The sequence below is a fragment of the Hydrogenophaga taeniospiralis genome (assembly GCF_020510445.1).
Classification (GTDB): domain Bacteria; phylum Pseudomonadota; class Gammaproteobacteria; order Burkholderiales; family Burkholderiaceae_C; genus Hydrogenophaga.
This window is the reverse complement of the sequence record NZ_JAHBAG010000001.1, coordinates 2,179,291-2,204,075: the sequence shown is the minus strand read 5'-3', so window position 1 is coordinate 2,204,075 and position 24,785 is coordinate 2,179,291. Positions and strand designations below refer to the sequence as shown.

Here is a 24,785-nt window from a genome sequence, read left to right as displayed (position 1 = left end):
CCATGCCGATCACGCTGGACCAACTCAACGCCGCGCCGCTGGCCGAGGCCGCGATGCTGCTCGACGGCCTGTACGAGCATTCCCCCTGGGTCGCCGAGCGGGCCCTGGCGCAACGCCCCTTCGCTTCACTGGCCGCGCTGAAACACGCCATGGTGCGCGTGCTGAATCAAGCCGGCGTGGAACCGCAGCTCGCCCTGATCCGCGCCCACCCCGAACTCGCGGGCAAGGCCATGGTGAGCCAGTCGCTCACCGCCGAGTCCACCCACGAGCAGGCCAAGGCCGGCCTGACGCACTGCACGCCCGAGGAGTTCGCCCACCTCCAGCAACTCAATGCCGACTACAACGCGAAGTTCGGCTTTCCCTTCATCCTGGCGGTGCGCGGCCCGCGTGGCACAGGCCTCAGCAAGGCACAGATCATCGCCACCTTCGAGCGCCGCCTGCACCACCCGGTGGACTTCGAGCGCGCCGAGTGCCTGCGCAACATCCACCGCATCGCCGAGATCCGGCTGAACGACAAGTTCGGCTTCGAGCCCACGCTGGGCAACGCGGTCTGGGACTGGCACGAAGACCTGGCCCGCCACACCGACCCGGGTTATGCCGAACTCGGCCAGCTCACCGTGACCTACCTGACCGACGCGCACCGGGCTTGTGCGGCGAAGTTGCAGCGGCAGATGCTGGCGCTGGGGTTTGACGAGGCGCACATCGACGCGGTGGGCAACGTGGTGGGCCGCTACCACGGCAACACGCCCGATGCGCCCGCCTTGCTCACCGGCAGCCACTACGACACCGTGCGCAACGGCGGCAAGTACGACGGGCGTCTTGGCATCTTCGTGCCCATGGCCTGCGTGCAGCAGTTGAAGCAGGCCGGCCGGCGCCTGCCCTTTGCCATCGAAGTGGTGGGCTTCGCCGAAGAAGAAGGCCAGCGCTACAAGGCCACCTTCCTCGGCTCGGGTGCGCTCACCGGCCATTTCAACCCGGCCTGGCTCGACCAGCAGGACGCCGACGGTATCAGCATGCGCGCGGCCATGCAGCACGCCGGCCTGCCCGCCACGCTGGACGCCATCAGTGCCCTGCAACGCGACCCATCGAAATACCTCGGCTTCGTCGAAGTGCACATCGAACAGGGCCCGGTTCTCAACGAACTCGATCTGCCGCTGGGCGTCGTCACCTCCATCAACGCCAGCGTGCGTTACCTGGGCGAAGTGATCGGCATGGCCAGCCACGCCGGCACCACGCCCATGGACCGTCGGCGCGACGCAGCCTGCGCCGTGGCCGAACTCGCGCTCTACGCCGAGCAGCGCGCCGCGGCCGACGGCGACTCGGTCGCCACCATCGGCATGCTGCAGGTGCCCAATGGCTCCATCAACGTGGTGCCAGGCCGCTGCAGCTTCAGCCTCGACCTGCGCGCGCCCAGCGACGCGCAGCGCGATGCGCTGGCCAAGGACGTGCTGGCGAAACTCGGCGACATCTGCGGCCGCCGTGGTCTGCGCCACACGCTGGAAGAAACCATGCGCGCCGCGGCCGCACCGAGCGCCCCGGCCTGGCAAGCGCGCTGGGAAGTCGCCGTGGCCGCGCTCGGCCTGCCGCTGCACCGCTTGCCCAGCGGCGCCGGCCACGACGCCATGAAGCTGCACGAACTCATGCCACAGGCCATGCTGTTCGTGCGCGGGCAGAACAGCGGCATCAGCCACAACCCGCTCGAATCCACCACCAGCGACGACATGGACCTGTGCGTGCGCGCCTTCGCGCACCTGCTCGAACAACTCGCCGCCGAACACCCAAGCTGAACACCCCATGACCACTCCGCAACAACAACTCGACGCCTGGATCGACGCCCACTTCGACGAAGAAGTGCGGTTCCTGCAGGAACTCGTTCGCGTGCCCACCGACACGCCGCCCGGCAACAACGCGCCGCACGCCGAGCGCACGGCCGAGCTGCTGGCAGCCATGGGTCTTGCGGCTGAAAAGCACGCCGTGCCCGAGGCCGAAGTGAAAGCCGCCGGCCTGCAGTCCATCACCAACCTGATCGTGCGCCGCCGCTTCGGCGACGGTGGCCAGACCATCGCGCTCAACGCCCACGGCGACGTGGTGCCACCCGGCGAAGGCTGGACGCACGACCCCTATGGTGGCGAGATCGTGGACGGCCGGATCTATGGCCGCGCCACCGCGGTGAGCAAGTGCGACATCGCCAACTTCACGTTCGCCATCCGCGCGCTCGAAGCGCTCGGCACCCCCCTGAAGGGCGGCGTGGAACTGCACGTGACCTACGACGAGGAATACGGCGGTGAGGTCGGCCCGGACTGGCTGCTCAAGAACGGCCTGACCCAACCCGACCTGATGATCGCCGCCGGCTTCAGCTACCAGGTGGTGGTGGCGCACAACGGCTGCCTGCAGCTGGAGGTGACGGTGCACGGTGACATGGCGCACGCCGCCATCCCCGACAGCGGCACCGACGCGCTGCAGGGTGCGGTGCACATCCTCAACGCGCTCTACGCGCTCAACGCCGACTACCTCAAGGTCACGTCCGGCGTCGAAGGCATCACCCACCCCTACCTCAACGTGGGCCAGATCAGCGGCGGCACCAACACCAACGTGGTCCCTGGCAAGGTGGTGCTCAAGCTCGACCGCCGCATGATCCCCGAGGAAGACCCGGCCGAGGTGGAAGCCTCGCTGCGCCGCACCATCGCCGAAGCGGCGGCCAGCTACCAGCCGCCGCGCGGCGGGCGCGCCATCGGCGTGGACGTCAAACGCATCCTGCTGGCGCGCGCGCTCAAACCCCTGCTGGGCAACCAACCGCTGGTCGAAGCGATCCAGAAGCACGGCCAGGCGGTGTTCGGTGAGCCCATTCCCGCGGTGGGCACACCGCTCTACACCGACGTGCGCATTTACGGCGAACGCGGCATCCCCGGCGTGATCTACGGCGCCGGCCCGCGCACCGTGCGCGAGTCCAACGCCAAACGCGCCGACGAGAACCTGCTGCTGGAAGACCTGCGGCGCGCCACCAAGGTGGTCGCCCGCACCCTGCTGGATTTGCTTCAGGCGCCTTAAGCGCCACCTGTGGAATGCCCCAGCAGATGGCCGGCGGGCCGCGTGCCACAATGACCGCCCGCCCACGCCGGGCGGCCCGATTCTGGAGACACCATGACCCCCGCTGAAGAAGCCCTGCGCGACGCCGCTTTCGAATACCACCGCTCACCCCACAAAGGCAAGATTTCCGTCAACCCGACCAAGCCGCTGTCCAACCAGCGCGACCTGTCGCTGGCGTATTCGCCGGGCGTGGCCTACCCCTGTCTGGCCATCGAAGCCGACCCGACGATGGCGGCCGAGTACACCTCGCGCGGCAACCTGGTGGGTGTCATCACCAACGGCACCGCCGTGCTGGGCCTGGGCGACATCGGGCCGCTGGCGAGCAAGCCGGTGATGGAAGGCAAGGGCTGCCTGTTCAAGAAGTTCGCCGGCATCGACGTGTTCGACATCGAACTGGCCGAGCGCGACCCGGACAAGCTGGTCGACATCATCGCGGCGCTGGAGCCCACGCTGGGCGGCGTGAACCTGGAAGACATCAAGGCGCCCGAGTGCTTCTACATCGAGAAGAAGCTGCGCGAGCGCATGAAGATCCCCGTCTTCCACGACGACCAGCACGGCACGGCCATCATCTCCAGCGCCGCCCTGATCAACGGCCTGGAGCTGGTCGGCAAACAGATCGGCGAAGTGAAGATGGCGGTGTCGGGCGCGGGCGCCGCCGCCATCGCCTGCCTGGACCTGATGGTCAACCTCGGTGTGAACATCGAGAACATCCTGGTCTGCGACTCCAAAGGCGTGATCCACACCGAGCGCGCCGACGCCGTGGCGGGCAAGCTCGACGAGTCCAAGCGCCGCTACTGCCGCAGCACCAGCGCACGCACGCTGGCCGACGCGCTGAACGGTGCCGACGTGTTCCTGGGCTGCTCGGCCGCCGGCGTGGTGGACGCCGACATGGTCAAGAGCATGGGCACGCAGCCCATCATCCTGGCGCTGGCCAACCCCGAGCCGGAAATCCGGCCCGAAATCGCCAAGGCCGCGCGGCCCGACTGCATCATCGCCACCGGCCGCTCGGACTACCCGAACCAGGTCAACAACGTGCTGTGCTTCCCCTACATCTTCCGCGGCGCGCTCGACTGCGGCGCGACCAAGATCACGGAAGAAATGAAGATGGCCTGCGTGCGCCAGATCGCCGAGCTCACCAAGAGCGAGATCAGCGACGAAGTGGCCGCCGCCTACGCCGGCCAGGAGCTGGTGTTCGGCCCCGACTACATCATCCCCAAGGCCTTTGACACCCGCCTGATCCTGAAGATCGCGCCCGCCGTGGCCCAGGCCGCAGCCGACTCCGGCGTGGCCACGCGGCCCATCGCCGACATAGAAGCCTACAAGGAGAGCCTGGGCCGTTTCGTCTACCAGACCGGCATCCTGATGCGGCCGATCTTCAACGCGGCCAAGGCCCTGCCCGACAACCGCAAACGCGTGGCCTTCGCCGACGGCGAAGACGAACGCGCGCTGCGCGCCGCCCAGATGGCGATCGACGACCACCTGGCCGTGCCGATCCTGATCGGGCGCCCGGCCGTGATCGCCGCGCGCATCGAAAAAGCCGGCCTGCGCATGCGCCTGGGGGTGGACGTGCAGAACACCAACCCCGAGGACGACCCGCGCTTCCGCCAGTACTGGGAGCACTACCACAAGCTCATGGCGCGCAACGGCGCCACGCCCGAGGTGGCCAAGGCCGCCGTGCGCCGCTCCAACACCATCATCGGCTCGCTGATGGTGTCGCTGGGCGATGCGGACGCTCTCATCTGCGGCCTGGTGGGCAGCTACAACACCCACCTGGAGCGCATCGACGCGATCCTGGGCAAGCAGCCGGGCGTGACCAACTACGCCGCCGTCAACGCGCTCATGACCGACCGCGGCCCGATCTTCATCACCGACACCTACGTCAACGAAGACCCGAGCGCCGAGCAGCTGGCCGAGATTGCCCACATGGCCGCGCAGCAGGTGCAGCGCTTCGGCATTCCGCCCAAGGTGGCCTTCCTCTCGCATTCGAGCTTTGGGTCCAGCAAGCGGGCGTCGGCCAAGAAGATGCGCGCCGCGCGCGACCTCTTCGTGGCGCAGCACCCCGAGATCGAGTGCGACGGCGAGCTGCACGGCGATGCCGCGCTGCAGGAAGAAATCCGCCGCAGCTACGACGCCCAGACCACGCTCACCGGCTCGGCCAACCTGCTGATCTGCCCCAACCTGGACTCGGCCAACATCCTCTACAACGTGCTCAAGACCACGACCAGCGGCGGCGTCACCGTCGGCCCGGTGCTCATGGGGGCCGCGGCCACGGCCTACATCCTCACGCCCGCGGCCACGGTGCGCCGCGTGCTCAACATGACGGCCCTGGCCGCCGCCGCCAGCCCGCGCTGACCCGGCCTCAAGCCCACCCCCGAGGGACGCTTCAGCGTCCCTTTTTTTCACCCCACGGCGGGGGCCGCGGCCGCCATCCAACGGCCCGCCGTCTCATGATTTTCTGGAAAGTGCGTGCCGCCGCAGCGCCGGGGCCCTACCGGGGCGGTCATCGTCCGACAATGGGGCATGGTCGAACCCCTCTCGCCGCCGCTCCCTCTGCCCCGCAGGCGCAGCGCCTCGCTGCGCCTGCAGCTCAACCTGATCGTGGCCACGCTGACGGGCCTGTTCGTCGCCGCGCTGGTGGGGCTGCAGATCGACGGCACGCGTGCCAGCGTGCGGGAAGAAATCACCGCGTCGAACAAGGTGGCCACCCAGCTGCTGGAGCGCGTCAGCGGCATCTTCTCCCGTGGCGGGCCCCCGGCCATGCTCGGTTTCCTGGAACAGCTCGGTCGCGTGCGGTCCAACGACATCGTGCTGGTGGGCGACGACGGCCGGGTGCTCTACCGCTCGCCACCGGCCACCTACAAGCAGGGTCGCGATGCCCCCGAATGGTTCACCGCCTGGGTCGTGCCGCCGCTGCAGCGCCAGCTGGTGCGCATGCCGGGCGCCGTGCTGGCGATCGAGCCCAACCCGTCGCGGGCCATCCTCGACGGCTGGGACCACCTGGTGCGGCTGGCCGGCATCGCCACGCTGGCGCTGGTGGCCCTCCATGTCGCCGTGTTCTGGGCGGTCGGGCGAACCCTGCGCCCCTTTGCGCGCATCGTCGAGGGCCTGCGGCGGCTGCAGGCCGGCGACTACGCCACCCGGCTGCCGCCCCTGCCGGGCCGCGAGGCGGCGCTGATCGGCGAGTCGGTCAACCGGCTGGGCGAGGCCATCGAGACCACCCTACAGCAACGCATCGCCGCCCGCGAAGCGCGGCAGCGGCTGTCGGAGAGCCGGGCCTGGGCCCAACAGGTCGAGCAGCGCCTGGAGGCCGAGCGCAAGGACATTGCCGCCGAGTTGCACGACGAGCTGGGGCAATCGGTCACCGCCATCCGCTCGCTCGCCCGCTCCCTGCTGGCCCGGCTGCCGACCGACGACACCACGGGCCGCGAGGCCGCCCAGATGATCGACACCGAGGCCGCGCGCCTGTACGACGCGATGCACGGCATGATTCCGCGGCTGACACCGCTGACGCTGGGCCCGCTGGGCCTGCCCGACGCGCTGCGCGACCTGGTCGCCAGCCTGCGCCTGCGCCACCGCGCGCAGGTCTTCGACCTGCGCATCGAGGGCCCGGAAACACCGGTCGACGCGGACACCGCCTTGGCGGTCTACCGGACGGCCCAGGAGGCCCTGAACAACGCCCTCAAACACAGCGGGGCGCGGCACCTGGGCCTGCTGCTGCAGCACAACGCACAGACCCTGAGCCTGACGGTGACCGACGATGGCTGCGGCCTGCCGCCGCCAGACCAGCGCCCCCACCGCTTCGGCCTGCCCGGCCTGCACGAACGCGCGGTGGCGCTGGGCGGGCGCTTCGACGCCCAGCGCCGCCCCGAGGGCGGCACGCAGGTCCGCCTGGAACTGCCCTGCGGGGGCCGGCCGGCCGAAGGAGACGAGGCATGATCCGGGTGGTGCTGGTGGACGACCATGCCGTGGTGCGCATGGGGTTTCGACTGCTGCTGCAGGCACAGGGCGGGTTCGAGGTGGTGGGCGAGGCCGCCGACGGTGAGACCCTGTTGCGGGAGCTGCCCCAGTGGGCCGCCGACGTCATCGTCATGGACCTGACCATGCCCGGCCTGGGCGGGCTGGAGACGCTGCGGCGCCTGCGGTCGCGCGATCCCGTGCCCGGGGTGCTGGTGCTCTCGGCGCACGACGACGCGGCCTACCCGCGCCGCGCCCTCAACGCCGGCGCGCTGGGTTTCCTGGGCAAGCGCAGCGCCCCCGAGGCCCTGCCCGAGGCGGTGCGCGCCGTGGCGCAGGGCCGGCGCTACCTGGACCCGCAGACCGCGCAGGCCATGGCCCTGTCGCAGTTCGACGGCAGCACCAGCCCGTTCGACGCGCTGTCCGAGCGCGAGTTCGAGGTGTTCACCCGGCTCGCGCGCGGGCGCAGCGTCCAGGAGATCGCCCGGGCGCTGAGCCTCTCGCCCAGCACGGTGGGAACCCACCTGTACAACGTCAAGCAGAAGCTGGGGGCCAGCAACCAGGCCGAACTCACGTTGCTGGCGCTGCGCTGGGGCGTGATCGAGGCCTGAAAGGCCGAAGGCCGAGCGCCCGGCCGGCGCCAGCGCCGACGCCGCGGGCCCTCATGATTTTCTGGAGCCATTTCCATGAAATTCCCGAGGGGCGATTCGCGATCCCTCCGTGGCGCCTGGGCCCGGCGGTCTCCACAATGACCAGCAGGCGGGGTCGATGCCTCGCCGCTGTTTCCCTTCATCTCAACCTCAAGGAAATCACCATGCAATGGATTGATCCGGCTTTCTGCGACATCCGCCTGGGCTTCGAAGTCACGGCCTACGTTTACGTGCGTTGATCCGTCGGGGGCGGCGCAAGCCGCCCCCCGGACACGAGGGGTACCCACCATGAACCACGCCGCCCGGCCCGATCCGCACAGAGACCCCCACGCTTCGCTGCCCCCCGAGGGGGCGTTCGCCGCCTTGGGGCGGCCCGGCGGCGACTCAGGCCGCCATGTCCTGCACCCGATGTACCTGTTTCGCTGGGAGCCCAGCCAGGCGGCCCACGTGCTGCTGTACCCGGAGGGCATCGTCAAGCTCAACGAGACCGCCGGCGAAATCCTCAAGCGCTGTGACGGCGTGCGAACAGACGCGCAACTGATCGCCGAGCTGCAGGCGCTGTATCCCGATGAACCGGCCCGCGTCGAAGCGGGCGTACTGACATTCCTGGAGGTGTTCCGTGCCAAAGGATGGATCCGTCGTCAGACTTGACGGCCAGGGCCTGCCGCTGTGGCTGGTGCTCGAACTGACCTACCGCTGCCCGTTGAAGTGCCCGTGGTGCAGCAACCCGGTGAACGCCGCGCCCGGGCACGGGCCGGAGCTGAGCACCGACGAATGGAAACGGGTGCTGCGCCAGGGCCGCGAACTCGGTGCGCTGCAGCTGGGCTTCACCGGCGGCGAGCCGATGCTGCGCGACGACCTGGAGGAACTGGTCGAAGAGGCCAACGGCCTGGGCTACTACACCAACCTGATCACCTCGGGCGTCGGGCTGAGCGAGGCGCGCCTGGTGGCGCTGAAACAGGCCGGTCTCAAGCAGATCCAGCTGTCGATCCAGTCGAGCGACCGCGAGCTGACCGACGCGCTGGTGGGGGCCAAGGTCTTCGACCTCAAGCTCAAGGTGGCGCGGATGATCAAGGCCCACGGCTTCCCGATGGTGCTCAACGTGCCGGTGTTCCGCCACAACGTCGACCAGACGGCGCAGGTCCTCGCGATGGCCGAGGACATCGGCGTGGACTACCTCGAATTCGCCAACATCCAGTACTACAACTGGGCCCTGCTCAACCGCGACGAGCTGATGCCCACGCGCGAGCAGCTGGAGCGGGCCGAGCGCACGGTCAACGAGGCCCGGCAGCGGCTGGGCGACCGCATGACGATCTACTTCGTCATCCCCGATTACCACGAGTCGCGGCCCAAGGCCTGCATGAACGGCTGGGGTTCGATCCACCTGACCATCGCCCCCGACGGCACCGCCATGCCCTGCCAGGAGGCGCGATCGATCGACGGCCTGAGCTTTCCGACGGTGCGCGAACACGGGCTGGACTGGCTCTGGAACGAATCGCCCACCTTCCGCCAGTTCCGCGGCCTGGACTGGATGCGCGAGCCCTGCCGCTCCTGCGACGAGCGGGAGACCGATTTCGGCGGCTGCCGCTGCCAGGCCTACCTGCTGACCGGCGACGCCTGCAACACCGACCCGGCCTGCGCCAAGTCCCCGCACCACGGGCTGATCACCCAGGCCGTGGCCCGCGCCACCGACCCCACCCGTGTGCGCATGCCGCTGATCATGCGCACAGCGCCGCAGGAGCCGTCGCGATGAGCTCCCCACCCCGGCGCCATCCCCTGGACTCGGCCCTGCTGACGGTGCTGATGGGCGTGGCCCTGACCGCCGTGCTGGCGGCCCTGCTGCGCCTGCTGGGCGGCGCCTGACGGAGCCTGGGCATGGACATCTTCCTGCTGGACCTGCTGCTGCGCTGGGCGCACTTCGCTGGCGCGCTGGTGTGGATCGGCCACAACTACGCCACCGCGATCACACGCCCGCGCTACCTGCCGCTGGCGGCGTCCGACCTCGCAGACCCCGGCAGTCCGCGCCAGCGCGACCTGCTGGCTCGCGAGCACGGCACGTTTCGCTACGCCTCGCTGCTCACGCTGGGCACCGGGCTGGCCATGCTGGGGCTGCGCGGCACGCTGCCCGGCGCCCTGGGCCTGCAGGGCGGGCTGGCGCCCATCGGCGTCGGCCTGTGGCTGGGCGTGATCATGGTGTGCAACCTGTGGTTCGTGCTGTGGCCGAACCAGAAGCGCGTACTCGGTTTCGTACCCGCCCCCATCGAGCAGCGCCTGCGCTGCTCGCGCATCACCTTCCTGTCGGCGCGCGTGAACACGATGCTGTCGGTCCCGCTGCTGTTCTTCATGGCCGCAGGGTCCCATGGCGGTGTCCTGCTGCCCTGATCCGGTGGCCGGACCATCCGCCGCTCCTGCGGGTGGCCACAGCTTCTCGGCGGCGGCCGGCCCGTTGCCGCCGGAGGTGGTGGACGAGGTGGCCCAGGCCTGCCGGTCCTGGCGCGGCGGGGGACCGGTGCTGAGCCTGCCCTTCACCTCGGAGGCGTTTCGCGAACTGCAGCACGAGACCCAGGCCCGCCTGCGGCGGCTGCTGGGCATCCCGCCGGGCTACCAGGTGCTGTTCATGCAGGGCGGGGCCAGCGCGCAGTTCGCCCTGGTGCCGCTCAACCTGCTGGGTCCCGACGATGCCGCCGCCCACATGGACACCGGCCACTGGTCGCGGCGGGCCGCGGCCGAGGCCGCCCGCCACGCCCGGGTCGTGAGCCTGCGCCACGATGCCCTGGACCCCAGCGCCCCATCCCCGGACACGGCGCCGGTGGCCTACCTGCACCTCACCAGCAACGAGACCGCGGACGGCTGGCAGTGGCCCCGGCTGCCCGCCAGCCCCTGGCCGCTGGTGGTCGACATGAGCTCCGACCTGCTCACCCGCGAAATCGACTGGACCGACCTTGGCCTGCTGTACGCCAGCGCCCAGAAGGCGCTGGGCGTGCCGGGGCTGACGCTGGTGGTCGTGCGCGACGAGCTGCTGGGCCGCGCCCGGCCCAGCGTGCCCGGCGTCATGAACTACACCGCCCTGGCCGCCGCCGACTCGCGCCTGAACACACCACCGGTGTTCGCCATCTTCGTCGCCCACGCCATGCTGGGCTGGATCGAACGGCAGGGTGGCGTGCCGGCGATGGCACACACCGCTGCCCGGCGCAGCGAGGCGGTCTACCAGGCCCTGGACGCCAGCGGCGGTTTCTACCGGCCCGGGGTCGATCCGGCCTGGCGCTCGCGCATCAACCCCTGCTTCGGCCTGGCCGACCCGGCCCTGACGCCCCGTTTCCTCGAACAGGCGCGGGCCGCCGGCCTGTTCGATCTGCAGGGCCATCCGGACCTGGGGGGTCTGCGCGTGAGCCTGTACAACGGCACGCCCGAAGCGGCGGTGTCGGCGTTGATGTCGTTCCTGAGGGCGTTCCAGCGCAACCATGGCTGAGCCCGCCACCGAGGGTGAAACGCCCCTGGCCCGCCGCACGCGCCTGGCGCTGGCGCAGTTGCTCGATGCCGCCCGCAACGCGCCACAGCGGTGCCCCTGGCCGGGCCCGGCGCTGCGCCAGATGGGCCTGGACTTTCCCGGCCCGGTGGGCCTGGCGGCGGGCTTCGACCCCCAGGGCGCGCTGCTCGGTCACGCCCACCGGCTAGGCCTTGGGCACGTGGAACTGGGCACCGTGGCCGGCCCCGACCTGTGCGGCACCGGCATGGACCCTATCCGACCGGGCCACCCCGGTCCGCAGGCGTCCGCCGCACCGCGCGCCGTCTGCGGCCTCAGCCTGGGCCGGCACCCCACGACCCCCTGGGCGCAGGCCGAGGACGAGCTGCTCGCCGGCCTGCAGCCCCTCCCGCCCTGGGTGGACTACCTGACGCTCAACCCGGGCCGCGCGCCCCCGACGGCGGCGCGCTTCGCCCACCTGGTGGCCACCGTGGCCGCCGCGCTCGACACAACCCCCGCCCGGCCACGCCGACCGATCGTCGTGAAGCTGCCCATGGCCTGGACCGAGGGCCCCGACGGCGCCCGTGTGGCCGCCGACTTCGTCACCCGCGGGGCGGCCGGGTTGCTGCTCAGCGCCGAGGGCGCAAGCGACGCCGGTGCCGCCCTCGAAGCGCTGCGCCGCGTGGCCCGCGCCGTGCCGCGCGAGACCTGCCTGATCAGCGTGGGCGGCATCCACAGCGCCCCGGAAGCCCTGGCCCGCCGGCACGCCGGCGCCGACCTGATCCAACTGCACCGGGGGCTGAGCGCCCTCGGCGTGGACCTGATCCGCACGATCAACCGCGCCCTGGCGGCGCCGCTCGACAGCCCAACACCCCGAAACGGTGCATGACCTGACCGGCGCGCACCGTTTCAGGGTTAGCCATGATGACAAGCGTCTTCGCATGGCCAAGTATCTGTATACACATTCTGTGTTCAATCATCCCCGGGTTCGCACGCGCTTGGCATTGTTTTTGCTCAATGCCCTGGATGCGGGCCGCCCGCGCCCGACGCCCTCGCCACGGAGACCCCCATGAACAAGCGCCTCTTCCTCAAGACCACCGCCGCCCTGGCCGCCGCAGCCGCCTTTGGCAGTGCCCAGGCGCAGACGCCGATCAAGTTCCAGCTCGACTGGCGCTTTGAAGGCCCGGCCGCGCTGTTCTTGCAGCCCGTGGCCAAGGGGTATTTCAAGGCCGCCGGCCTGGACGTGAGCGTGGACTCGGGCAACGGCTCGGGCGGCACCGTCACCCGCGTGGCCTCGGGCACCTACGACATGGGCTTTGCCGACATGGCCGCGCTGATGGAGTTCCACGCCAACAACCCGGACGCGCCGAACAAACCCGTGGCCGTGATGATGGTCTATAACAACACGCCCGCCGCCGTGCTGGCGCTCAAGAAGAGCGGCATCACCAAGCCCGCCGACCTGAGCGGCAAGAAGCTCGGCGCGCCGGTGTTCGACGCCGGCCGCAAGGCCTTCCCGATCTTCCAGAAGGCCAACGGCGTGAGCAACGTCGCCTGGACCTCGATGGACCCGCCGCTGCGCGAGACCATGCTGGTGCGCGGCGACATCGACGCCATCACCGGTTTCTCGTTCACGTCGCTGCTCAACCTGGAAGCGCGTGGCGTGAAAGCCGCCGACGTGGTGATCCTGCCCTACGCCGACCACGGCGTGAAGGTCTACGGCAACGCCATCATCGCCAGCCCCAAGCTGATCAAGGAAAACCCGGCCGCCATCAAAGCCTTCCTGAGCGCCTTCACCAAGGGCGCGCGGGACGTCATGGCCAACCCAGCGGCCGGCATCGACACCGTGAAGGCGCGCGACGGCATCATCAACGTGGCGCTGGAAACGCGCCGCCTGCAGCTCGCGATCGACTCCGTGGTGGCCAGCCCCGACGCGCGCAAGGAAGGTTTTGGCCAGGTCAACGCCGGGCGGCTCTCGCTGATGGCGTCCCAGGTGTCCGACGCCTACGCCACCAAGACCCGCATCAACCCCGCCGCCATCTGGGACGGCTCCATGCTGCCCCCGGCCGCCGAGCTCAACGTGTTGCCGCCCGCGAAGAAATAACGCCCGCGAACAGCACCGGCGCGCGCCAGACGCCTGCGGCGCGGGCGGGCGCCCTTTCGTGACCGCTGGCCTTTTTTCAGAACCACCCTATGCCAGAAGCCACCCCCACGCCCGCCGTCAGCGACAAGCCCTTCGTCGAATTCGACCAGGTCTGGCTCGCCTACAACGACGAACTGCTGGCCCAGAACGTCTTCGCGGTCGAAGACATCAACCTGCAGGTGAAGCAGGGCGAGTTCATCGCCATCGTCGGCCCCTCGGGCTGCGGCAAGTCCACCTTCATGAAGCTCACCACCGGGCTGAAGATGCCGAGCATGGGCCGGATCTGGATCGACGGCCAGCCGGTGACCGGCCCGCTCAAGATCTCGGGCATGGCCTTCCAGGCGCCCTCGCTCTTGCCCTGGCGCACCACGCTGGACAACGTGCTGCTGCCGCTGGAGATCGTCGAGCCGTATCGCAGCCAGTTCAAGGACCGGCGCAAGGAATACGAGGAGCGGGCGAAGAAGCTGCTGGCCAGCGTGGGCCTGGGTGGCATGGAGAAGAAGTTCCCGTGGGAGCTCTCGGGCGGCATGCAGCAGCGCGCCAGCATCTGCCGCGCCCTCATCCACGAGCCCAAGATGCTGCTGCTCGACGAGCCCTTCGGCGCGCTCGACGCCTTCACGCGCGAAGAGCTCTGGTGCACGCTGCGCGACCTCTGGGAAGCGCAGCGCTTCAACGTCATCCTGGTCACGCACGATCTGCGCGAGAGCGTGTTCCTGGCCGACACGGTGTATTGCATGAGCAAGAGCCCCGGGCGTTTCGTGGTGAAGCGCGAGATCGAGATCCCGCGCACGCGCGACCTGGAGGTGACCTACACCAAGGACTTCAGCGACATCGTGCATGAACTGCGCGGACACATTGGGGCCTTGCGCGCCCCTGTCGACCAGTGAACGGTGCCACACCATGAACAAGAAACAAGTCGAACGCTGGTCGCCCTTTCTGCTGCTGATCGCCATCGTCGTGGTCTGGGAGGTGATCACCAGCGGTTTCGGTGTTTCGGAGTTCATCTTTCCCAGCCCTTCGCGCATCTGGGAGCAGACGCTGGAGCACAAGGCCACCATCCTCGGCCACGCCTGGCGCACCTACTGGGTGACGATGGCGGGCTTTGGCATCGCCATCGTGGTGGGCGTGCTGCTGGGCTTTCTCATCGGCAGCTCGCGCCTGGCCTATGCGTCGGTGTACCCGCTCATGACGGCGTTCAACGCCCTGCCCAAGGCGGCCTTCGTGCCGATCCTGGTGGTGTGGTTCGGCATCGGCGCCGGCCCGGCGATACTGACCGCCTTCCTCATCAGCTTCTTCCCCATCATGGTCAACATCGCCACCGGCCTGGCCACGCTGGAGCCGGAGCTGGAAGACGTGTTGCGTGTGCTGGGCGCCAAGCGCTGGGACGTGCTGACCAAGGTCGGCCTGCCGCGCTCCATGCCCTACTTCTTCGGCTCGCTCAAGGTCGCGATCACACTGGCGTTTGTGGGCACCACGGTGTCGGAAATGACGGCCTCCAACGAGGGCATCGGCTACCTGCTGATCTCGGCCGGTTCGTCGATGCAGATGGGCCTTGCCTTCAGCGGCCTGCTGGTGGTGGGCGCCATGGCGATGGCGATGTACGAGCTGTTCAGCTTCATCGAGAAACACACCACCGGCTGGGCGCACAGGAGATGACCCCCCGCGCCGCCTGCGGCGTCACCCCCCAGGGGGCGACACTGGCGGCCCGGCTGAGCCGGTTCCGCGGTGTCCTGGGTGGGGCTGCCGCTCGCTCCCGCCCCCTACACTTCCTCCCATGCCCTGGCACGCCCACCTGAATCTCGACTACCGCCTGGCCGCCCAGCGCACGGTGCTGCGGCACGAACACGACGGCCCGCTGCGCATCTTCAAGAGCCTCTACCCCGAGGGCGATGCGGTCTGCCACAACGTGCTGATCCACCCGCCCGGTGGCCTGGTGGGGGGCGACGTGCTGGAGGTGGCGGTGCACGTGGGCAGCGGCGCCCATGGCCTCATCAGCACCCCGGGCGCGACCCGCTTCTACGCCTCCGACGGGCTGCCCGCCACGCAGCGGGTGGCGCTCACACTGGACGCCGGCGCGCGGCTGGAATGGCTGCCGCTCGAAGCCCTGGCCTACCCCGGCTGCTCGGCGCACAACACGCTGCGCGCCACGCTGGCCGAAGGCGCCGAGCTGATGGCTTGGGACGTGACCGCGCTCGGCCTGCCCCTGGCCGGCCAGCCATTCACCCAGGGCAGCTTCAGCCAGCGGCTGGAGATCCCCGGGCTGTGGCTGGAGCAGGCGCGCATCGACGCGGCCGACTCGCGCCTGCTGGACTCCCCGCTGGGGCTGGGCGGCCAGCGCTGCCTGGGCACGCTGCTGCTGGCCAGCGGCACGGCCTTCGGCCGGGAGCGCCGCGAACAGCTGCTGGAGGTGGCCCGCGCCGCGCTCGACGGCGGGGCCGACGGGGTGCTGACCGGCGCCACCTGCCCCAACCCGCAGACGCTGGTGGTGCGCGCCATGGCCCCGCTGGTGGAGCCCCTGATGGCCCGTCTGCAGCGGGTCTGGGCCGCGCTGCGCCCCGCCGCCTGGGGGCTCGGCGCCACCCCACCGCGCATCTGGCGGGTCTGATCCCGGGCCGGAAAAGCCCCCGCTTTGCGCCGCAGTTCCGGCGTTTGGCGCGCGCCAGGCTGTGCAGAATGAAAGATAAGCCCCCCTGCCCGTGCCCATTCCACCCACCCCAACACCATGCCCGTGACCTACAGCGATCTGCAAGACGCCCGCGCGCTGGTGGTGGACAGCAACCCGCTGTCGCGCTCCATCCTGGTGTCGCAGTTGCGCGAGTGCGGTGTGGGCACGGTGGTGCAGTGCCCCAGGCTGGCCGACGCGCGCCGCAAGCTGGAGATGGGCAGCTACGACGTGGTGATCTGCGACCAGTATTTCGAGCGCGAGGAAATCACCGGGCAGGACCTGCTCGACGACCTGCGGCGCAACCAGCTGCTGCCCTACTACACCGTGTTCGTGATGGTCACGTCCGAGTCGTCGTACAGCAAGGTGGCCGAAGCGGCCGAGTCGGCGCTGGACGCCTACATCCTCAAGCCCCACACCGCGGCCGGCCTGGTGGAGCGCATCCGGCAGGCGCGGGTGCGCAAACAGGCGCTCAAGGAGATCTTCACCGCCATCGAGCGCGAGGCCTTCGAGCACGCCGCCGACCTGTGCCGCAAGCGCTTCGAGTCCCGCGGGCCGTACTGGCTGTACGCCGCGCGCATTGGCGCCGAGCTGATGCTGCGCAACGGCCACCTGAGCGAAGCGCAGAAGCTCTACGAGGCGGTGGTGGAGGCCAAGACCCTGCCCTGGGCCCGCCTGGGCGTGGCGCGGGCACAGCTCGAAGCGGGCTACCCGCAGCGCGCCACCACCACCCTGGAGGGCCTGATCGAGGCCGAGCCCGGCTACTCCGACGCCTACGACGTGATGGGGCGCGCGCAGTTCGAGCTGGGCAACTTCCAGAACGCGCTGGCCACCTTCCGGATGTCCACCCAGCTCACGCCCTCGTCGGTCAACCGGCTGCTCAAGCACGGCATGATGGCCTATTACGCCGGGGACCGCGAAGAGGGCGTGGAACTGCTCGACCGCGCCACCCGCCTCGGGCTGGACTCCAAGTTCTACGACCCGCAGGCGCTGCTGCTGCTGGCCTTTGAGCGGCTGGACAACAACGACCAGCGCGGCCTGATGCGCTGCGTGGAGCAGCTCGAACACCTGCGCGACCGCAGCCCGGACAACCCTCGCCCGCAGCGCCTGCTGGAGATGGCCCAGACCCTGGTGTCGATCCAGACCTACCAGACCGCCCGCGCGCTCGACGACGTGCGGCACTGGGCCAGGACCATTTCCCAGCCCGAGTTCGACTTCGAATCGGCCAGCAACCTGCTCGCCCTCATGACCCAGCTGGCCCGGCGCTCGATCCAGCTCTACGAGGTGGACGCGGCCGTGGACACGCTGGGCCTGCGCTTTTGCACCAGCAAGGCGCTGACCGAGCTGTTGGCCTGCGCGGCGGTCGGTCGCTCGGAGTTCGCCGACCGCGTCCGCGAAGCCCACGCGCAGATCCTCAAGCTCACCGAGGAAGCCATGACGCTGAGCCTCCAGGGCGACCCGCGGGGCGCGGTGGAGAAACTGCTGGCGGACGCCACCCGCACGCTCAATGCCAAGCTGATCGAATCGGCCCACCTGGTGCTGCAGCGCTACCAGGACAGCATCCCCGACCACGCGGCCCTGCTGGCGCGCGCGCAGGCCATGCGCGAGCGCTACCGCAGCAGCGACATCCACGCGGGCCTGGGGGAACAAAGCCACGTCGGGCGCGCGGCCGGTGGCGTGTCGCTGCCCGGCGGCTACAAGCCACCGAACCCCGATGGCCTGCTGGGGAAGGTGACCGCGGTATAGCGGCCATTGCGCCGCTGCTGCCCTGGCCTAAATCGCCACCAGCTGGCGCACGCCTTTGGCCTGCATCTCGCTACCCGGTCCGCTGGCGATGACCTCGCCGCGCTCCATCACCACATAGCGGTCGGCCAGCGCTTCGGCGAAGTCGTAGTACTGCTCCACCAGCACGATGGCCATGTTGCCGCGGTCGGCCAGCATGCGGATCACGCGGCCGATGTCCTTGATGATGTTGGGCTGGATGCCTTCGGTGGGTTCGTCCAGGATCAGCAGCTTCGGCCCGGCCGCGAGCGCGCGCGCGATGGCCAGCTGCTGCTGCTGCCCGCCCGAGAGGTCACCACCGCGGCGGCCCAGCATCTGCTTCAACACCGGAAACAGCTCGAACAGCTCGGCCGGAATCGGCGTGCCGCCCTTCTTGGTCGCCAGCCCCATCAGCAGGTTTTCCTCGACCGTGAGGCGGCCAAAAATCTCGCGCCCCTGCGGCACGAATCCCATGCCCAGCCGGGCGCGCTCGTAGGGCGTGGCCTTGGTGATCGCGACGCCGTCGAGCGTGATGCTGCCGCTCTTGATGGGCACCAGCCCCATCAGCGATTTCAGCAGCGTGGTCTTGCCCACCCCGTTGCGGCCCAGCACCACCGTGACCTGGCCCAGCTCGGCCTGCAGGCTCACGTTGCGCAGGATGTGGCTGCCGCCGTAGTACTGGTTGACGTCTTTGACTTCGAGCAGGCTCATGGTGTTTCCCGTGTGCGGCTCAACGGCCCAAATAGACTTCGATCACGCGTTCATCGGCCTGCACCTCGTCGAGCGTGCCTTCGGCCAGCACAGCCCCATCGCACAGTACCGTGACCTTCTCCGAGATGGTGCGGATGAAGCCCATGTCGTGCTCCACCACCATCAGCGAATGTTGGCCCTTGAGCGTCAGGAACAGCTGCGCCGTGCGCTCGGTTTCTTCGTCGGTCATGCCGGCCACGGGTTCGTCCAGCAACAAGAGCTTGGGGTCCTGCATCAGCAGCATGCCGATCTCCAGCCACTGCTTCTGCCCATGGCTCAGGTTGCCGGCCAAACGCGCGGCGCTGTCGGCGAGGTGGATGGTGGTCAGCACCTCGCCGAGACGGTCTTTCTCTTCGCCCGTGGGGCGAAACACCATGCTGTGGCGCACGCGCTTGTCGGTCGCCAGCGCGAGCTCCAGGTTCTCGTACACGCTGAGCTGCTCGAACACCGTGGGCTTCTGGAATTTGCGGCCGATGCCCATGGCGGCGATCTCCGCCTCGCGGTAACGCAGCAGGTCGATGGTGCTGCCGAAGAACACCTGGCCTTTGTCGGGCCGGGTCTTGCCGGTGATGATGTCCATCATCGTGGTCTTGCCCGCGCCGTTGGGGCCGATGATGCAGCGCAGCTCACCGGGCGCGATGTCCAGGCTCAGGCCGTTGATGGCCTTGAAACCGTCGAAGCTCACGTGCACGTCTTCCAGGTACAGGATGCGGCCGTGCGTGGTGTCCACCGCGCCGGGCGTGTGGATGCGGCCGTAGACGGCGCTGCGGCCACCCGACTCGGTCTGACCCGGCACACTCGCGGTCTGCAGTTTTTCAAAGCGCTGCGCGCCTTCTTCCATCAGGTCGGGCGTCATGCTTTCGCTCCACGGAATTTCTTCACCAACCCCACCACGCCCTGCGGCATCCACAGCGTGACCGCGATGAACAGCGCGCCCAGGAAATACAGCCAGTACTCGGGGAAGCTCACGGTGAGCCAGCTCTTGGCGCCGTTGACGATGAAGGCGCCGATGATGGGGCCGACCAGCGTGGCGCGGCCACCCACCGCGGCCCAGACCGCGATCTCGATGCTGGCGGCGGTGCTCATCTCGCCGGGGTTGATGATGCCGACCTGCGGCACGTACAGCGCGCCGGCGATGCCGCACATCACGGCCGAAATCGTCCAGATGGTGAGCTTGTAGGGCAGCGGGTTGTAGCCGCAGAACATGACGCGGCTCTCGGCATCGCGCACGGCTTGCAGCACACGGCCGAACTTGCTGCCCACCAGCCAGCGCGCCCACAGGAAAAAGCCCAGCAGGGTGAGGCCGGTGATGACGAACAACGCCATGCGCATGCCCTGCGTGGCAATCGGTAGCCCCAGGATGCGCTTGAAATCGGTGAAGCCGTTGTTGCCGCCCAGCCCGGTCTCGTTGCGGAAGAACAGCAGCAGCGCGGCGAAGGTGAGCGCCTGCGTGATGATGGAGAAATACACGCCCTTGATGCGCGAGCGGAAGGCGAAGTAGCCGAACACGAAGGCCACCACACCCGGCACCAGCACGATCAGCAGCAGCGTGGCGATGAAGCTGTCGGACAGCGCCCAGTGCCAGGGCAGTTCCTTCCAGTCCAGAAAGACCATGAAGTCGGGCAGCTCGCTCTTGTAGTTGCCGTCGGTGCCGATCTGGCGCATGAGGTACATGCCCATCACATAGCCGCCGAGCGCGAAGAACAGGCCGTGGCCCAGGCTGAGGATGCCGGTGTAGCCCCAGATCAGGTCCATGGCCAGCGCGCAGATGGCGTAACACATGATCTTGCCCAGCAGGCCGACCATGTAGTCGGAGAGGTGGAAAGCGCTGCCGGCCGGCACGAACAGGTTGAGCAGCGGCGCCACGGCGCAGACCACCAGCAGGGCCACGATGAAAGCGCTCCAACCGGTGCGGGTGAGCAAGGGGCCGGCTTGCGGCAGCGTCACGGATGCGGGAACGGGAGGTGTGGACATGTTGGTCATGCTTCGGCGCTTCTTCCTTTCATCGCGAAGATGCCCTGCGGCCGCTTCTGGATGAAGACGATGATGAAGACCAGCACCGCGATCTTGGCCAGCACGGCGCCGGCCCAGCCTTCGAGCAGCTTGTTGAGAACGCCCAGGCCCAGCGCGGCGTACACCGTGCCGGCGATCTGGCCCACGCCGCCGAGCACCACCACCATGAACGAGTCCACGATGTAGTTCTGGCCCAGGTCGGGGCCCACGTTGCCGATCTGGCTGAGCGCGCAGCCCGCCAACCCGGCGATGCCCGAGCCCAGCGCGAACGCGTAGGTGTCGATGCGCGCGGTGTTCACGCCCATGCACGAAGCAATCGGCCGGTTCTGCGTGACGCCGCGCACGAACAGGCCCAGGCGCGTCTTGCCGATCAGCAGCGTCACTCCCACCAGCACCGCCACCGCGAAGCCGATGATGATGATGCGGTTCCAGGGCAGGCTGAGGTTGCCCATGAGGGTCACGCCGCCGCTCATCCAGCCCGGGTTTTCCACGCCCACGTTCTGCGCGCCAAACAGGCTGCGCACGCCCTGCATCAGAACCAGCGAAATGCCCCAGGTGGCGAGCAGCGTTTCCAGCGGCCGGCCATACAGAAAACGAATCACGGTGCGTTCCATCGCCGCGCCCACCAGGGCCGAGGCGATGAAGGCCAGCGGCATGGCCACCAGCAGGTACCAGTCGAACCACTGGGGCAGCGCCTCGCGGAAAAACGACTGCACCAGCCAGGTGGCGTAGGCGCCGATCATGATCAGCTCGCCGTGGGCCATGTTGATCACGCCCATGAGGCCGTAGGTGATGGCCAGGCCCAGCGCGGCCAGCAGCAGGATGCTGCCCAGGCTGAGGCCGGTGAAAGCCTGGCCCAGCGCGCTGCTGATGGCCAGCGAGCGGTCCAGCGCGGCCAGCGAAGCCTTCAACGCGGCCTGGACCGGCGCGCGCTCTTCGGTTTCCAGCCGCTGCAGCAGCAGCGGGCGCACGATGGCCTGGCGCGCCTCGCCCAGCTTCTCGGCGGCGGCCAGGCGTTGGGCCTCGTCTTCACTGGCCAGCCGCACGGCGGCCCGCGCCAGCTCCAGCGTCTGGCGCGCCTGCGCATCCAGCTCGCCGGCCAGGGCCTTGTTGATCAGCGGCAGCTGCGACGCGTCGGGCTCGTCGAAGGCGTTGCGCTGCAGGCTCTGGGCCGCTTCGCGCTGGCGCTCGGGCGGCGCGCCAAACAGCTGCATGCCCGCCAGCGCAGTTTCCATGGCGCTGCGCAGGCGGTTGTTGACCATCACGTCTTCGGCCTCTTCGGGCACGCTGGCCAGGGCCTCGCCGGTCACGGCGTCCACCGCGCTCTCGCCCTGCACCATGAGCACCCGCTCGCCGACCACGCGCACGCGCTCGTCGGCCATGGCCTGGATCAGGGCCGCGGCCTTGTCATCGCTGCCGGACGCCAGGCGGTTCAGGGTGGTGATGCGGTCGTCCGTCTCACCCGCCACCAGCGCCAGCGCGTCGGCCGGCGTGAGCGCATGGGCGGCACCCATGCCAAGCCACAGCGCCAACCCCAGCCCCAGAAGCCGGAGCCAATGAAATTTCATGGAAGTTCCTCAACCAAATACCAGGCCACGCACGGTGCGCAAACAGATCCGCAAGGCCAACGCCAACCACGCCGAAACCCAGGGACACCGAGGGTCCGGCTCCGCCGGCCCCAGGTGTCGCCCCCCTCCCGCCGAAGGCGAGAGAGGGGGGAGCGCCGAAGGCGCGCGGGGGGTGCTTACTTCACCATCGGCATGTTCTTCTTGCCCTTGTTCTCGGCGATGTAGTCGCTCCACGGATCGGCGACCACCGGGCCCGGCGTCTTCCAGACCACGTTGAACTGGCCGTCGGCCTTCACCTCACCGATGAACACCGGCTTGTGCAGGTGGTGGTTTTCCTTGTCCATGGTGGACGTGAAGCCACCTGGTGCCTTGAAGGTCTGGCCGGCCATGGCGGCGATCACCTTGTCGGTGTCGGTGGACTTGGCCTTCTCGACCGCCTGCGCCCACATGTTGATGCCGATGTAGGTGGCTTCCATCGGGTCGTTGGTCAGCGGCTTGTCCTTGTGGCCGGCGATGCCCTTGGCCTTGGCGTAGGCGGCCCACTTCTTGGTGAACTCGGCGTTGGTCGGGTTCTTCACGCTCATGAAGTAGTTCCAGGCGGCCAGGTGGCCCACCAGCGGCTTGGTGTCCACGCCGCGCAGCTCTTCTTCACCCACTGAGAAGGCGACCACGGGCACGTCCTTGGCGGACAGGCCGGCGTTGCCCAGCTCCTTGTAGAACGGCACGTTGGAATCGCCGTTGATGGTGGAAACCACGGCCGTCTTCTTGCCAGCGGCCGCGAACTTCTTGATGTTGGCGATGATGGTCTGGTAGTCGGAGTGACCGAAGGGGGTGTACTCCTCCATGATGTCTTCTTCCTTCACGCCCTTGGCTTTCAGAAAGGCGCGCAGGATCTTGTTGGTCGTGCGCGGGTAGACGTAGTCGGTGCCCAGCAGCACCCAGCGCTTGGCCGAGCCGCCGTCCTTGCTCATCAGGTACTCCACGGCGGGAATCGCCTGCTGGTTCGGCGCGGCGCCGGTGTAGAACACGTTCTTGGACAGCTCTTCGCCTTCGTACTGCACCGGGTAGAACAACAGGCTGTTCTTCTCTTCGAACACCGGCAGCACCGACTTGCGCGAGACCGAGGTCCAGCAGCCGAACACGGCGGCCACCTTGTCCTGGTCGATCAGCTGCTTGGCCTTTTCGGCGAACAGCGGCCAGTTGGAAGCGGGGTCGACCACCACGGGCTCCAGCTTCTTGCCCAGCACGCCGCCCTTGGCGTTGATCTCGTCGATCGTCATCAGGGCCACGTCTTTCAGCACGGTTTCCGAAATGGCCATCGTGCCCGACAGGCTGTGCAGCACACCGACCTTGATCGTGTCGGCCGCGTGGGCCGAGAGGCCGAAAGCGCCCAGGGCGGTGGCGACCGTCAGGGCTTTGAGGGTGAATCGACGTTGCATCATGGCGCTTCTCCAGGGGGTTCTAAAAACATCCGGTTGATGGGTGGACCTTGCCGCCGAACCGCCCTTGAAAGAGGGATTCACAGCGGACAGGGGGATGCTATGGAGAAGCCTGGAGGGCGTATGTACGCCGGGTGGCGTATGCGGTGGCCTGGGGCGGCTGGAAGGGGTCCGAGCGCCCTGCTCATCCTTGCAATTCTGGAAACTGGTTCCTGATTTGCAAGGTTCACGGCCGTCGTGAAAATGGGGTGGTCAGCCCCGCGGCTCCCCATGTCCGGGCACATTGCCCCTATTCCCCAGGCCGGCTGCTGGAGCCTTGGCTATCATGATTCGCCACACCAAACACAAGACAGCGGCATTGGTCATGAGCAAGAAAACCCCTTCAGCCACCTCGAAACAGAAAGAGATCTCCCTCGTCCGCTCGTCGGCGGCGGAGTACCTGACCTTCATCGCGGCCACGGCTGGCGGCAGCGCCAGTGTGGAGATGCGCTACGAGGACGAAAACCTCTGGCTCACGCAGAAGATGATGGCCACGCTGTACGACGTGTCGGTGCCGGCCATCAACCAGCACTTGAAGCGGGTGTTTGCCGACAACGAGCTGGATGAGGTGGCAGTTGTTAAGCCGTACTTAACAACTGCTGCTGACGGCAAGAACTACCAAGTCAAGCACTACAGCCTGCAGGCCATCATTGCCGTGGGCTTCAAGATCGAAAACGAACGGGCCGTGCAGTTCCGCAAGTGGGCCAACCAGATCGTCAAGGACTACACGATTCAAGGGTGGGTGATGGACGCCGAGCGCCTCAAGAGCGGCGGCAGCGTGCTGACCGAGGAATTCTTTGAGCGGCAGTTGGAAAAAATCCGGGAAATCCGGATCTCTGAACGCAAGTTCTACCAAAAGATCACCGACATCTACGCCACGGCGCTGGACTACGACGCTTCGGCCACGGCAACCCAGCGCTTCTTTGCTGCCGTGCAAAACAAGCTGCACTACGCCATTCACGGGCAGACAGCGGCGGAGGTGATCGTGGACCGCGCGGACCACAAAAAGGACAACATGGGCTTGACCCACTGGGAAGGCGCGCCCCAAGGCAAGAACGCTTGAGCGGTTTCCTGAAACTCTGGGACCGGGAGATCCTGCGGGACGCCGGCAAGGTGTCAGCGGAAATCGCCAAGGCCCACGCCGAAACGGAGTTCGAGAAGTACCGCATCGTGCAAGACCGGTTGTTTGAAAGCGACTTCGACCGCGTGATCAAGCAGATCGAAGCGGGCCACAAGCCGGATTGACTGCCCGCTGGCGC

At 68.4% G+C, this 24,785-nt stretch carries 23 protein-coding genes; 18 read left to right on the top strand and 5 right to left on the bottom strand.

Annotated elements, in window-relative coordinates; genetic code table 11:
• Positions 1 to 2 precede the first annotated feature (2 nt).
• The 16 genes from uraD (at position 3) to KIH07_RS10490 (ending at position 17,702) form a co-directional block, all read left to right on the top strand.
• On the top strand, positions 3 to 1,787 hold the full coding sequence (uraD, locus tag KIH07_RS10565; protein WP_226491920.1) for a 2-oxo-4-hydroxy-4-carboxy-5-ureidoimidazoline decarboxylase: 1,785 nt from the start codon (positions 3 to 5) through the stop codon (positions 1,785 to 1,787).
• Positions 1,788 to 1,794: 7 nt separating this feature from the next.
• Positions 1,795 to 3,048, top strand: a complete 1,254-nt coding sequence (locus KIH07_RS10560) for a M20 family metallopeptidase (protein WP_226491919.1) — start codon at positions 1,795 to 1,797, stop codon at positions 3,046 to 3,048.
• Positions 3,049 to 3,141: 93 nt separating this feature from the next.
• Entirely contained in the window at positions 3,142 to 5,439 is a 2,298-nt protein-coding gene (locus tag KIH07_RS10555; RefSeq protein WP_226491918.1) for an NADP-dependent malic enzyme, read from the top strand.
• 168 nt (positions 5,440 to 5,607) lie between these two features.
• Entirely contained in the window at positions 5,608 to 7,023 is a 1,416-nt protein-coding gene (locus tag KIH07_RS10550) for an ATP-binding protein (RefSeq protein ID WP_226491917.1), read from the top strand.
• A complete protein-coding gene (locus KIH07_RS10545) occupies positions 7,020 to 7,652 on the top strand; it encodes a response regulator transcription factor (RefSeq protein WP_226491916.1) in 633 nt (210 codons plus the stop codon). Before KIH07_RS10550 ends, KIH07_RS10545 begins: the two co-directional genes overlap by 4 nt.
• A gap of 53 nt (positions 7,653 to 7,705) precedes the next feature.
• A complete protein-coding gene (gene pqqA, locus KIH07_RS10540) occupies positions 7,706 to 7,930 on the top strand; it encodes a pyrroloquinoline quinone precursor peptide PqqA (RefSeq protein WP_226491915.1) in 225 nt (74 codons plus the stop codon).
• Between the two features lie 169 nt (positions 7,931 to 8,099).
• Complete coding sequence (gene pqqD / locus KIH07_RS10535) at positions 8,100 to 8,342, top strand: pyrroloquinoline quinone biosynthesis peptide chaperone PqqD (RefSeq protein ID WP_226494680.1); 243 nt, start codon at positions 8,100 to 8,102, stop codon at positions 8,340 to 8,342.
• Entirely contained in the window at positions 8,311 to 9,444 is a 1,134-nt protein-coding gene (gene pqqE / locus KIH07_RS10530; RefSeq protein WP_226491914.1) for a pyrroloquinoline quinone biosynthesis protein PqqE, read from the top strand. The genes pqqD and pqqE overlap by 32 nt, the downstream gene beginning before the upstream one ends.
• A gap of 122 nt (positions 9,445 to 9,566) precedes the next feature.
• Entirely contained in the window at positions 9,567 to 10,073 is a 507-nt protein-coding gene (locus KIH07_RS10525; RefSeq protein ID WP_226491913.1) for a hypothetical protein, read from the top strand.
• A gap of 4 nt (positions 10,074 to 10,077) precedes the next feature.
• Positions 10,078 to 11,160, top strand: coding sequence for a 3-phosphoserine/phosphohydroxythreonine transaminase (gene serC / locus KIH07_RS10520; RefSeq protein WP_226491912.1), 1,083 nt, complete (start codon positions 10,078 to 10,080; stop codon positions 11,158 to 11,160).
• Entirely contained in the window at positions 11,153 to 12,043 is an 891-nt protein-coding gene (locus KIH07_RS10515; RefSeq protein ID WP_226491911.1) for a hypothetical protein, read from the top strand. The genes serC and KIH07_RS10515 overlap by 8 nt, the downstream gene beginning before the upstream one ends.
• 180 nt (positions 12,044 to 12,223) lie before the next feature.
• Positions 12,224 to 13,255 (top strand): ABC transporter substrate-binding protein, encoded by a 1,032-nt coding sequence (locus KIH07_RS10510; RefSeq protein ID WP_226491910.1) that lies wholly within the window; start codon positions 12,224 to 12,226, stop codon positions 13,253 to 13,255.
• A gap of 89 nt (positions 13,256 to 13,344) precedes the next feature.
• Complete coding sequence (locus KIH07_RS10505) at positions 13,345 to 14,181, top strand: ABC transporter ATP-binding protein (protein ID WP_226491909.1); 837 nt, start codon at positions 13,345 to 13,347, stop codon at positions 14,179 to 14,181.
• A 13-nt stretch (positions 14,182 to 14,194) separates the two neighbouring features.
• Positions 14,195 to 14,950 (top strand): ABC transporter permease, encoded by a 756-nt coding sequence (locus KIH07_RS10500; protein WP_226491908.1) that lies wholly within the window; start codon positions 14,195 to 14,197, stop codon positions 14,948 to 14,950.
• A gap of 118 nt (positions 14,951 to 15,068) precedes the next feature.
• Entirely contained in the window at positions 15,069 to 15,899 is an 831-nt protein-coding gene (locus KIH07_RS10495; protein WP_226491907.1) for an urease accessory protein UreD, read from the top strand.
• Between the two features lie 117 nt (positions 15,900 to 16,016).
• The gene (locus KIH07_RS10490) at positions 16,017 to 17,702 is read left to right on the top strand and encodes a response regulator (protein WP_226491906.1); all 1,686 of its coding nucleotides are present in this window, start codon (positions 16,017 to 16,019) and stop codon (positions 17,700 to 17,702) included.
• 27 nt (positions 17,703 to 17,729) lie between these two features.
• On the opposite strand, the gene urtE is transcribed toward KIH07_RS10490, so the two are convergent.
• The 5 genes from urtE to urtA all read right to left on the bottom strand — a co-directional run bounded on the left by urtE (position 17,730) and on the right by urtA (position 23,487).
• The gene (urtE, locus tag KIH07_RS10485; protein WP_226494679.1) at positions 17,730 to 18,422 is read right to left on the bottom strand and encodes an urea ABC transporter ATP-binding subunit UrtE; all 693 of its coding nucleotides are present in this window, start codon (positions 18,420 to 18,422) and stop codon (positions 17,730 to 17,732) included.
• A gap of 25 nt (positions 18,423 to 18,447) precedes the next feature.
• Positions 18,448 to 19,323, bottom strand: a complete 876-nt coding sequence (gene urtD, locus KIH07_RS10480) for an urea ABC transporter ATP-binding protein UrtD (RefSeq protein ID WP_226491905.1) — start codon at positions 19,321 to 19,323, stop codon at positions 18,448 to 18,450.
• Complete coding sequence (gene urtC / locus KIH07_RS10475; RefSeq protein ID WP_413465732.1) at positions 19,320 to 20,450, bottom strand: urea ABC transporter permease subunit UrtC; 1,131 nt, start codon at positions 20,448 to 20,450, stop codon at positions 19,320 to 19,322. Before urtC ends, urtD begins: the two co-directional genes overlap by 4 nt.
• The gene (gene urtB / locus KIH07_RS10470) at positions 20,447 to 22,048 is read right to left on the bottom strand and encodes an urea ABC transporter permease subunit UrtB (protein WP_226491904.1); all 1,602 of its coding nucleotides are present in this window, start codon (positions 22,046 to 22,048) and stop codon (positions 20,447 to 20,449) included. Before urtB ends, urtC begins: the two co-directional genes overlap by 4 nt.
• Positions 22,049 to 22,224: 176 nt before the next feature.
• Positions 22,225 to 23,487, bottom strand: a complete 1,263-nt coding sequence (gene urtA / locus KIH07_RS10465) for an urea ABC transporter substrate-binding protein (RefSeq protein WP_226494677.1) — start codon at positions 23,485 to 23,487, stop codon at positions 22,225 to 22,227.
• A gap of 364 nt (positions 23,488 to 23,851) precedes the next feature.
• Here urtA and rhuM point away from each other — a divergent pair, with 364 nt between their 5' ends.
• Together rhuM and KIH07_RS10455 are read left to right on the top strand one after the other, a co-directional pair.
• Positions 23,852 to 24,589 (top strand): RhuM family protein, encoded by a 738-nt coding sequence (gene rhuM / locus KIH07_RS10460; protein ID WP_226491903.1) that lies wholly within the window; start codon positions 23,852 to 23,854, stop codon positions 24,587 to 24,589.
• Positions 24,586 to 24,771: a hypothetical protein gene (locus KIH07_RS10455; RefSeq protein WP_226491902.1), complete on the top strand. Its 186-nt coding sequence runs from the start codon at positions 24,586 to 24,588 to the stop codon at positions 24,769 to 24,771. The genes rhuM and KIH07_RS10455 overlap by 4 nt, the downstream gene beginning before the upstream one ends.
• The last annotated feature ends 14 nt before the right edge of the window (positions 24,772 to 24,785 follow it).

Excerpts from the sequence above, each read along its gene's own strand:
- KIH07_RS10495 (WP_226491907.1), top strand. The coding sequence starts at position 15,069 with ATGCCCTGGCACGCCCACCTGAATCTCGACTACCGCCTGGCCGCCCAG.
- KIH07_RS10490 (WP_226491906.1), top strand. The coding sequence starts at position 16,017 with ATGCCCGTGACCTACAGCGATCTGCAAGACGCCCGCGCGCTGGTGGTG.
- KIH07_RS10515 (WP_226491911.1), top strand. The coding sequence starts at position 11,153 with ATGGCTGAGCCCGCCACCGAGGGTGAAACGCCCCTGGCCCGCCGCACG.
- KIH07_RS10560 (WP_226491919.1), top strand. The coding sequence starts at position 1,795 with ATGACCACTCCGCAACAACAACTCGACGCCTGGATCGACGCCCACTTC.
- KIH07_RS10550 (WP_226491917.1), top strand. The coding sequence starts at position 5,608 with ATGGTCGAACCCCTCTCGCCGCCGCTCCCTCTGCCCCGCAGGCGCAGC.
- KIH07_RS10555 (WP_226491918.1), top strand. The coding sequence starts at position 3,142 with ATGACCCCCGCTGAAGAAGCCCTGCGCGACGCCGCTTTCGAATACCAC.
- KIH07_RS10545 (WP_226491916.1), top strand. The coding sequence starts at position 7,020 with ATGATCCGGGTGGTGCTGGTGGACGACCATGCCGTGGTGCGCATGGGG.
- KIH07_RS10510 (WP_226491910.1), top strand. The coding sequence starts at position 12,224 with ATGAACAAGCGCCTCTTCCTCAAGACCACCGCCGCCCTGGCCGCCGCA.
- urtC (WP_413465732.1), bottom strand. The coding sequence starts at position 20,450 with ATGACCAACATGTCCACACCTCCCGTTCCCGCATCCGTGACGCTGCCG.
- urtA (WP_226494677.1), bottom strand. The coding sequence starts at position 23,487 with ATGCAACGTCGATTCACCCTCAAAGCCCTGACGGTCGCCACCGCCCTG.
- KIH07_RS10500 (WP_226491908.1), top strand. The coding sequence starts at position 14,195 with ATGAACAAGAAACAAGTCGAACGCTGGTCGCCCTTTCTGCTGCTGATC.
- pqqA (WP_226491915.1), top strand. The coding sequence starts at position 7,706 with ATGATTTTCTGGAGCCATTTCCATGAAATTCCCGAGGGGCGATTCGCG.
- KIH07_RS10505 (WP_226491909.1), top strand. The coding sequence starts at position 13,345 with ATGCCAGAAGCCACCCCCACGCCCGCCGTCAGCGACAAGCCCTTCGTC.
- KIH07_RS10525 (WP_226491913.1), top strand. The coding sequence starts at position 9,567 with ATGGACATCTTCCTGCTGGACCTGCTGCTGCGCTGGGCGCACTTCGCT.
- rhuM (WP_226491903.1), top strand. The coding sequence starts at position 23,852 with ATGAGCAAGAAAACCCCTTCAGCCACCTCGAAACAGAAAGAGATCTCC.
- uraD (WP_226491920.1), top strand. The coding sequence starts at position 3 with ATGCCGATCACGCTGGACCAACTCAACGCCGCGCCGCTGGCCGAGGCC.
- urtD (WP_226491905.1), bottom strand. The coding sequence starts at position 19,323 with ATGACGCCCGACCTGATGGAAGAAGGCGCGCAGCGCTTTGAAAAACTG.
- pqqD (WP_226494680.1), top strand. The coding sequence starts at position 8,100 with ATGTACCTGTTTCGCTGGGAGCCCAGCCAGGCGGCCCACGTGCTGCTG.
- urtB (WP_226491904.1), bottom strand. The coding sequence starts at position 22,048 with ATGAAATTTCATTGGCTCCGGCTTCTGGGGCTGGGGTTGGCGCTGTGG.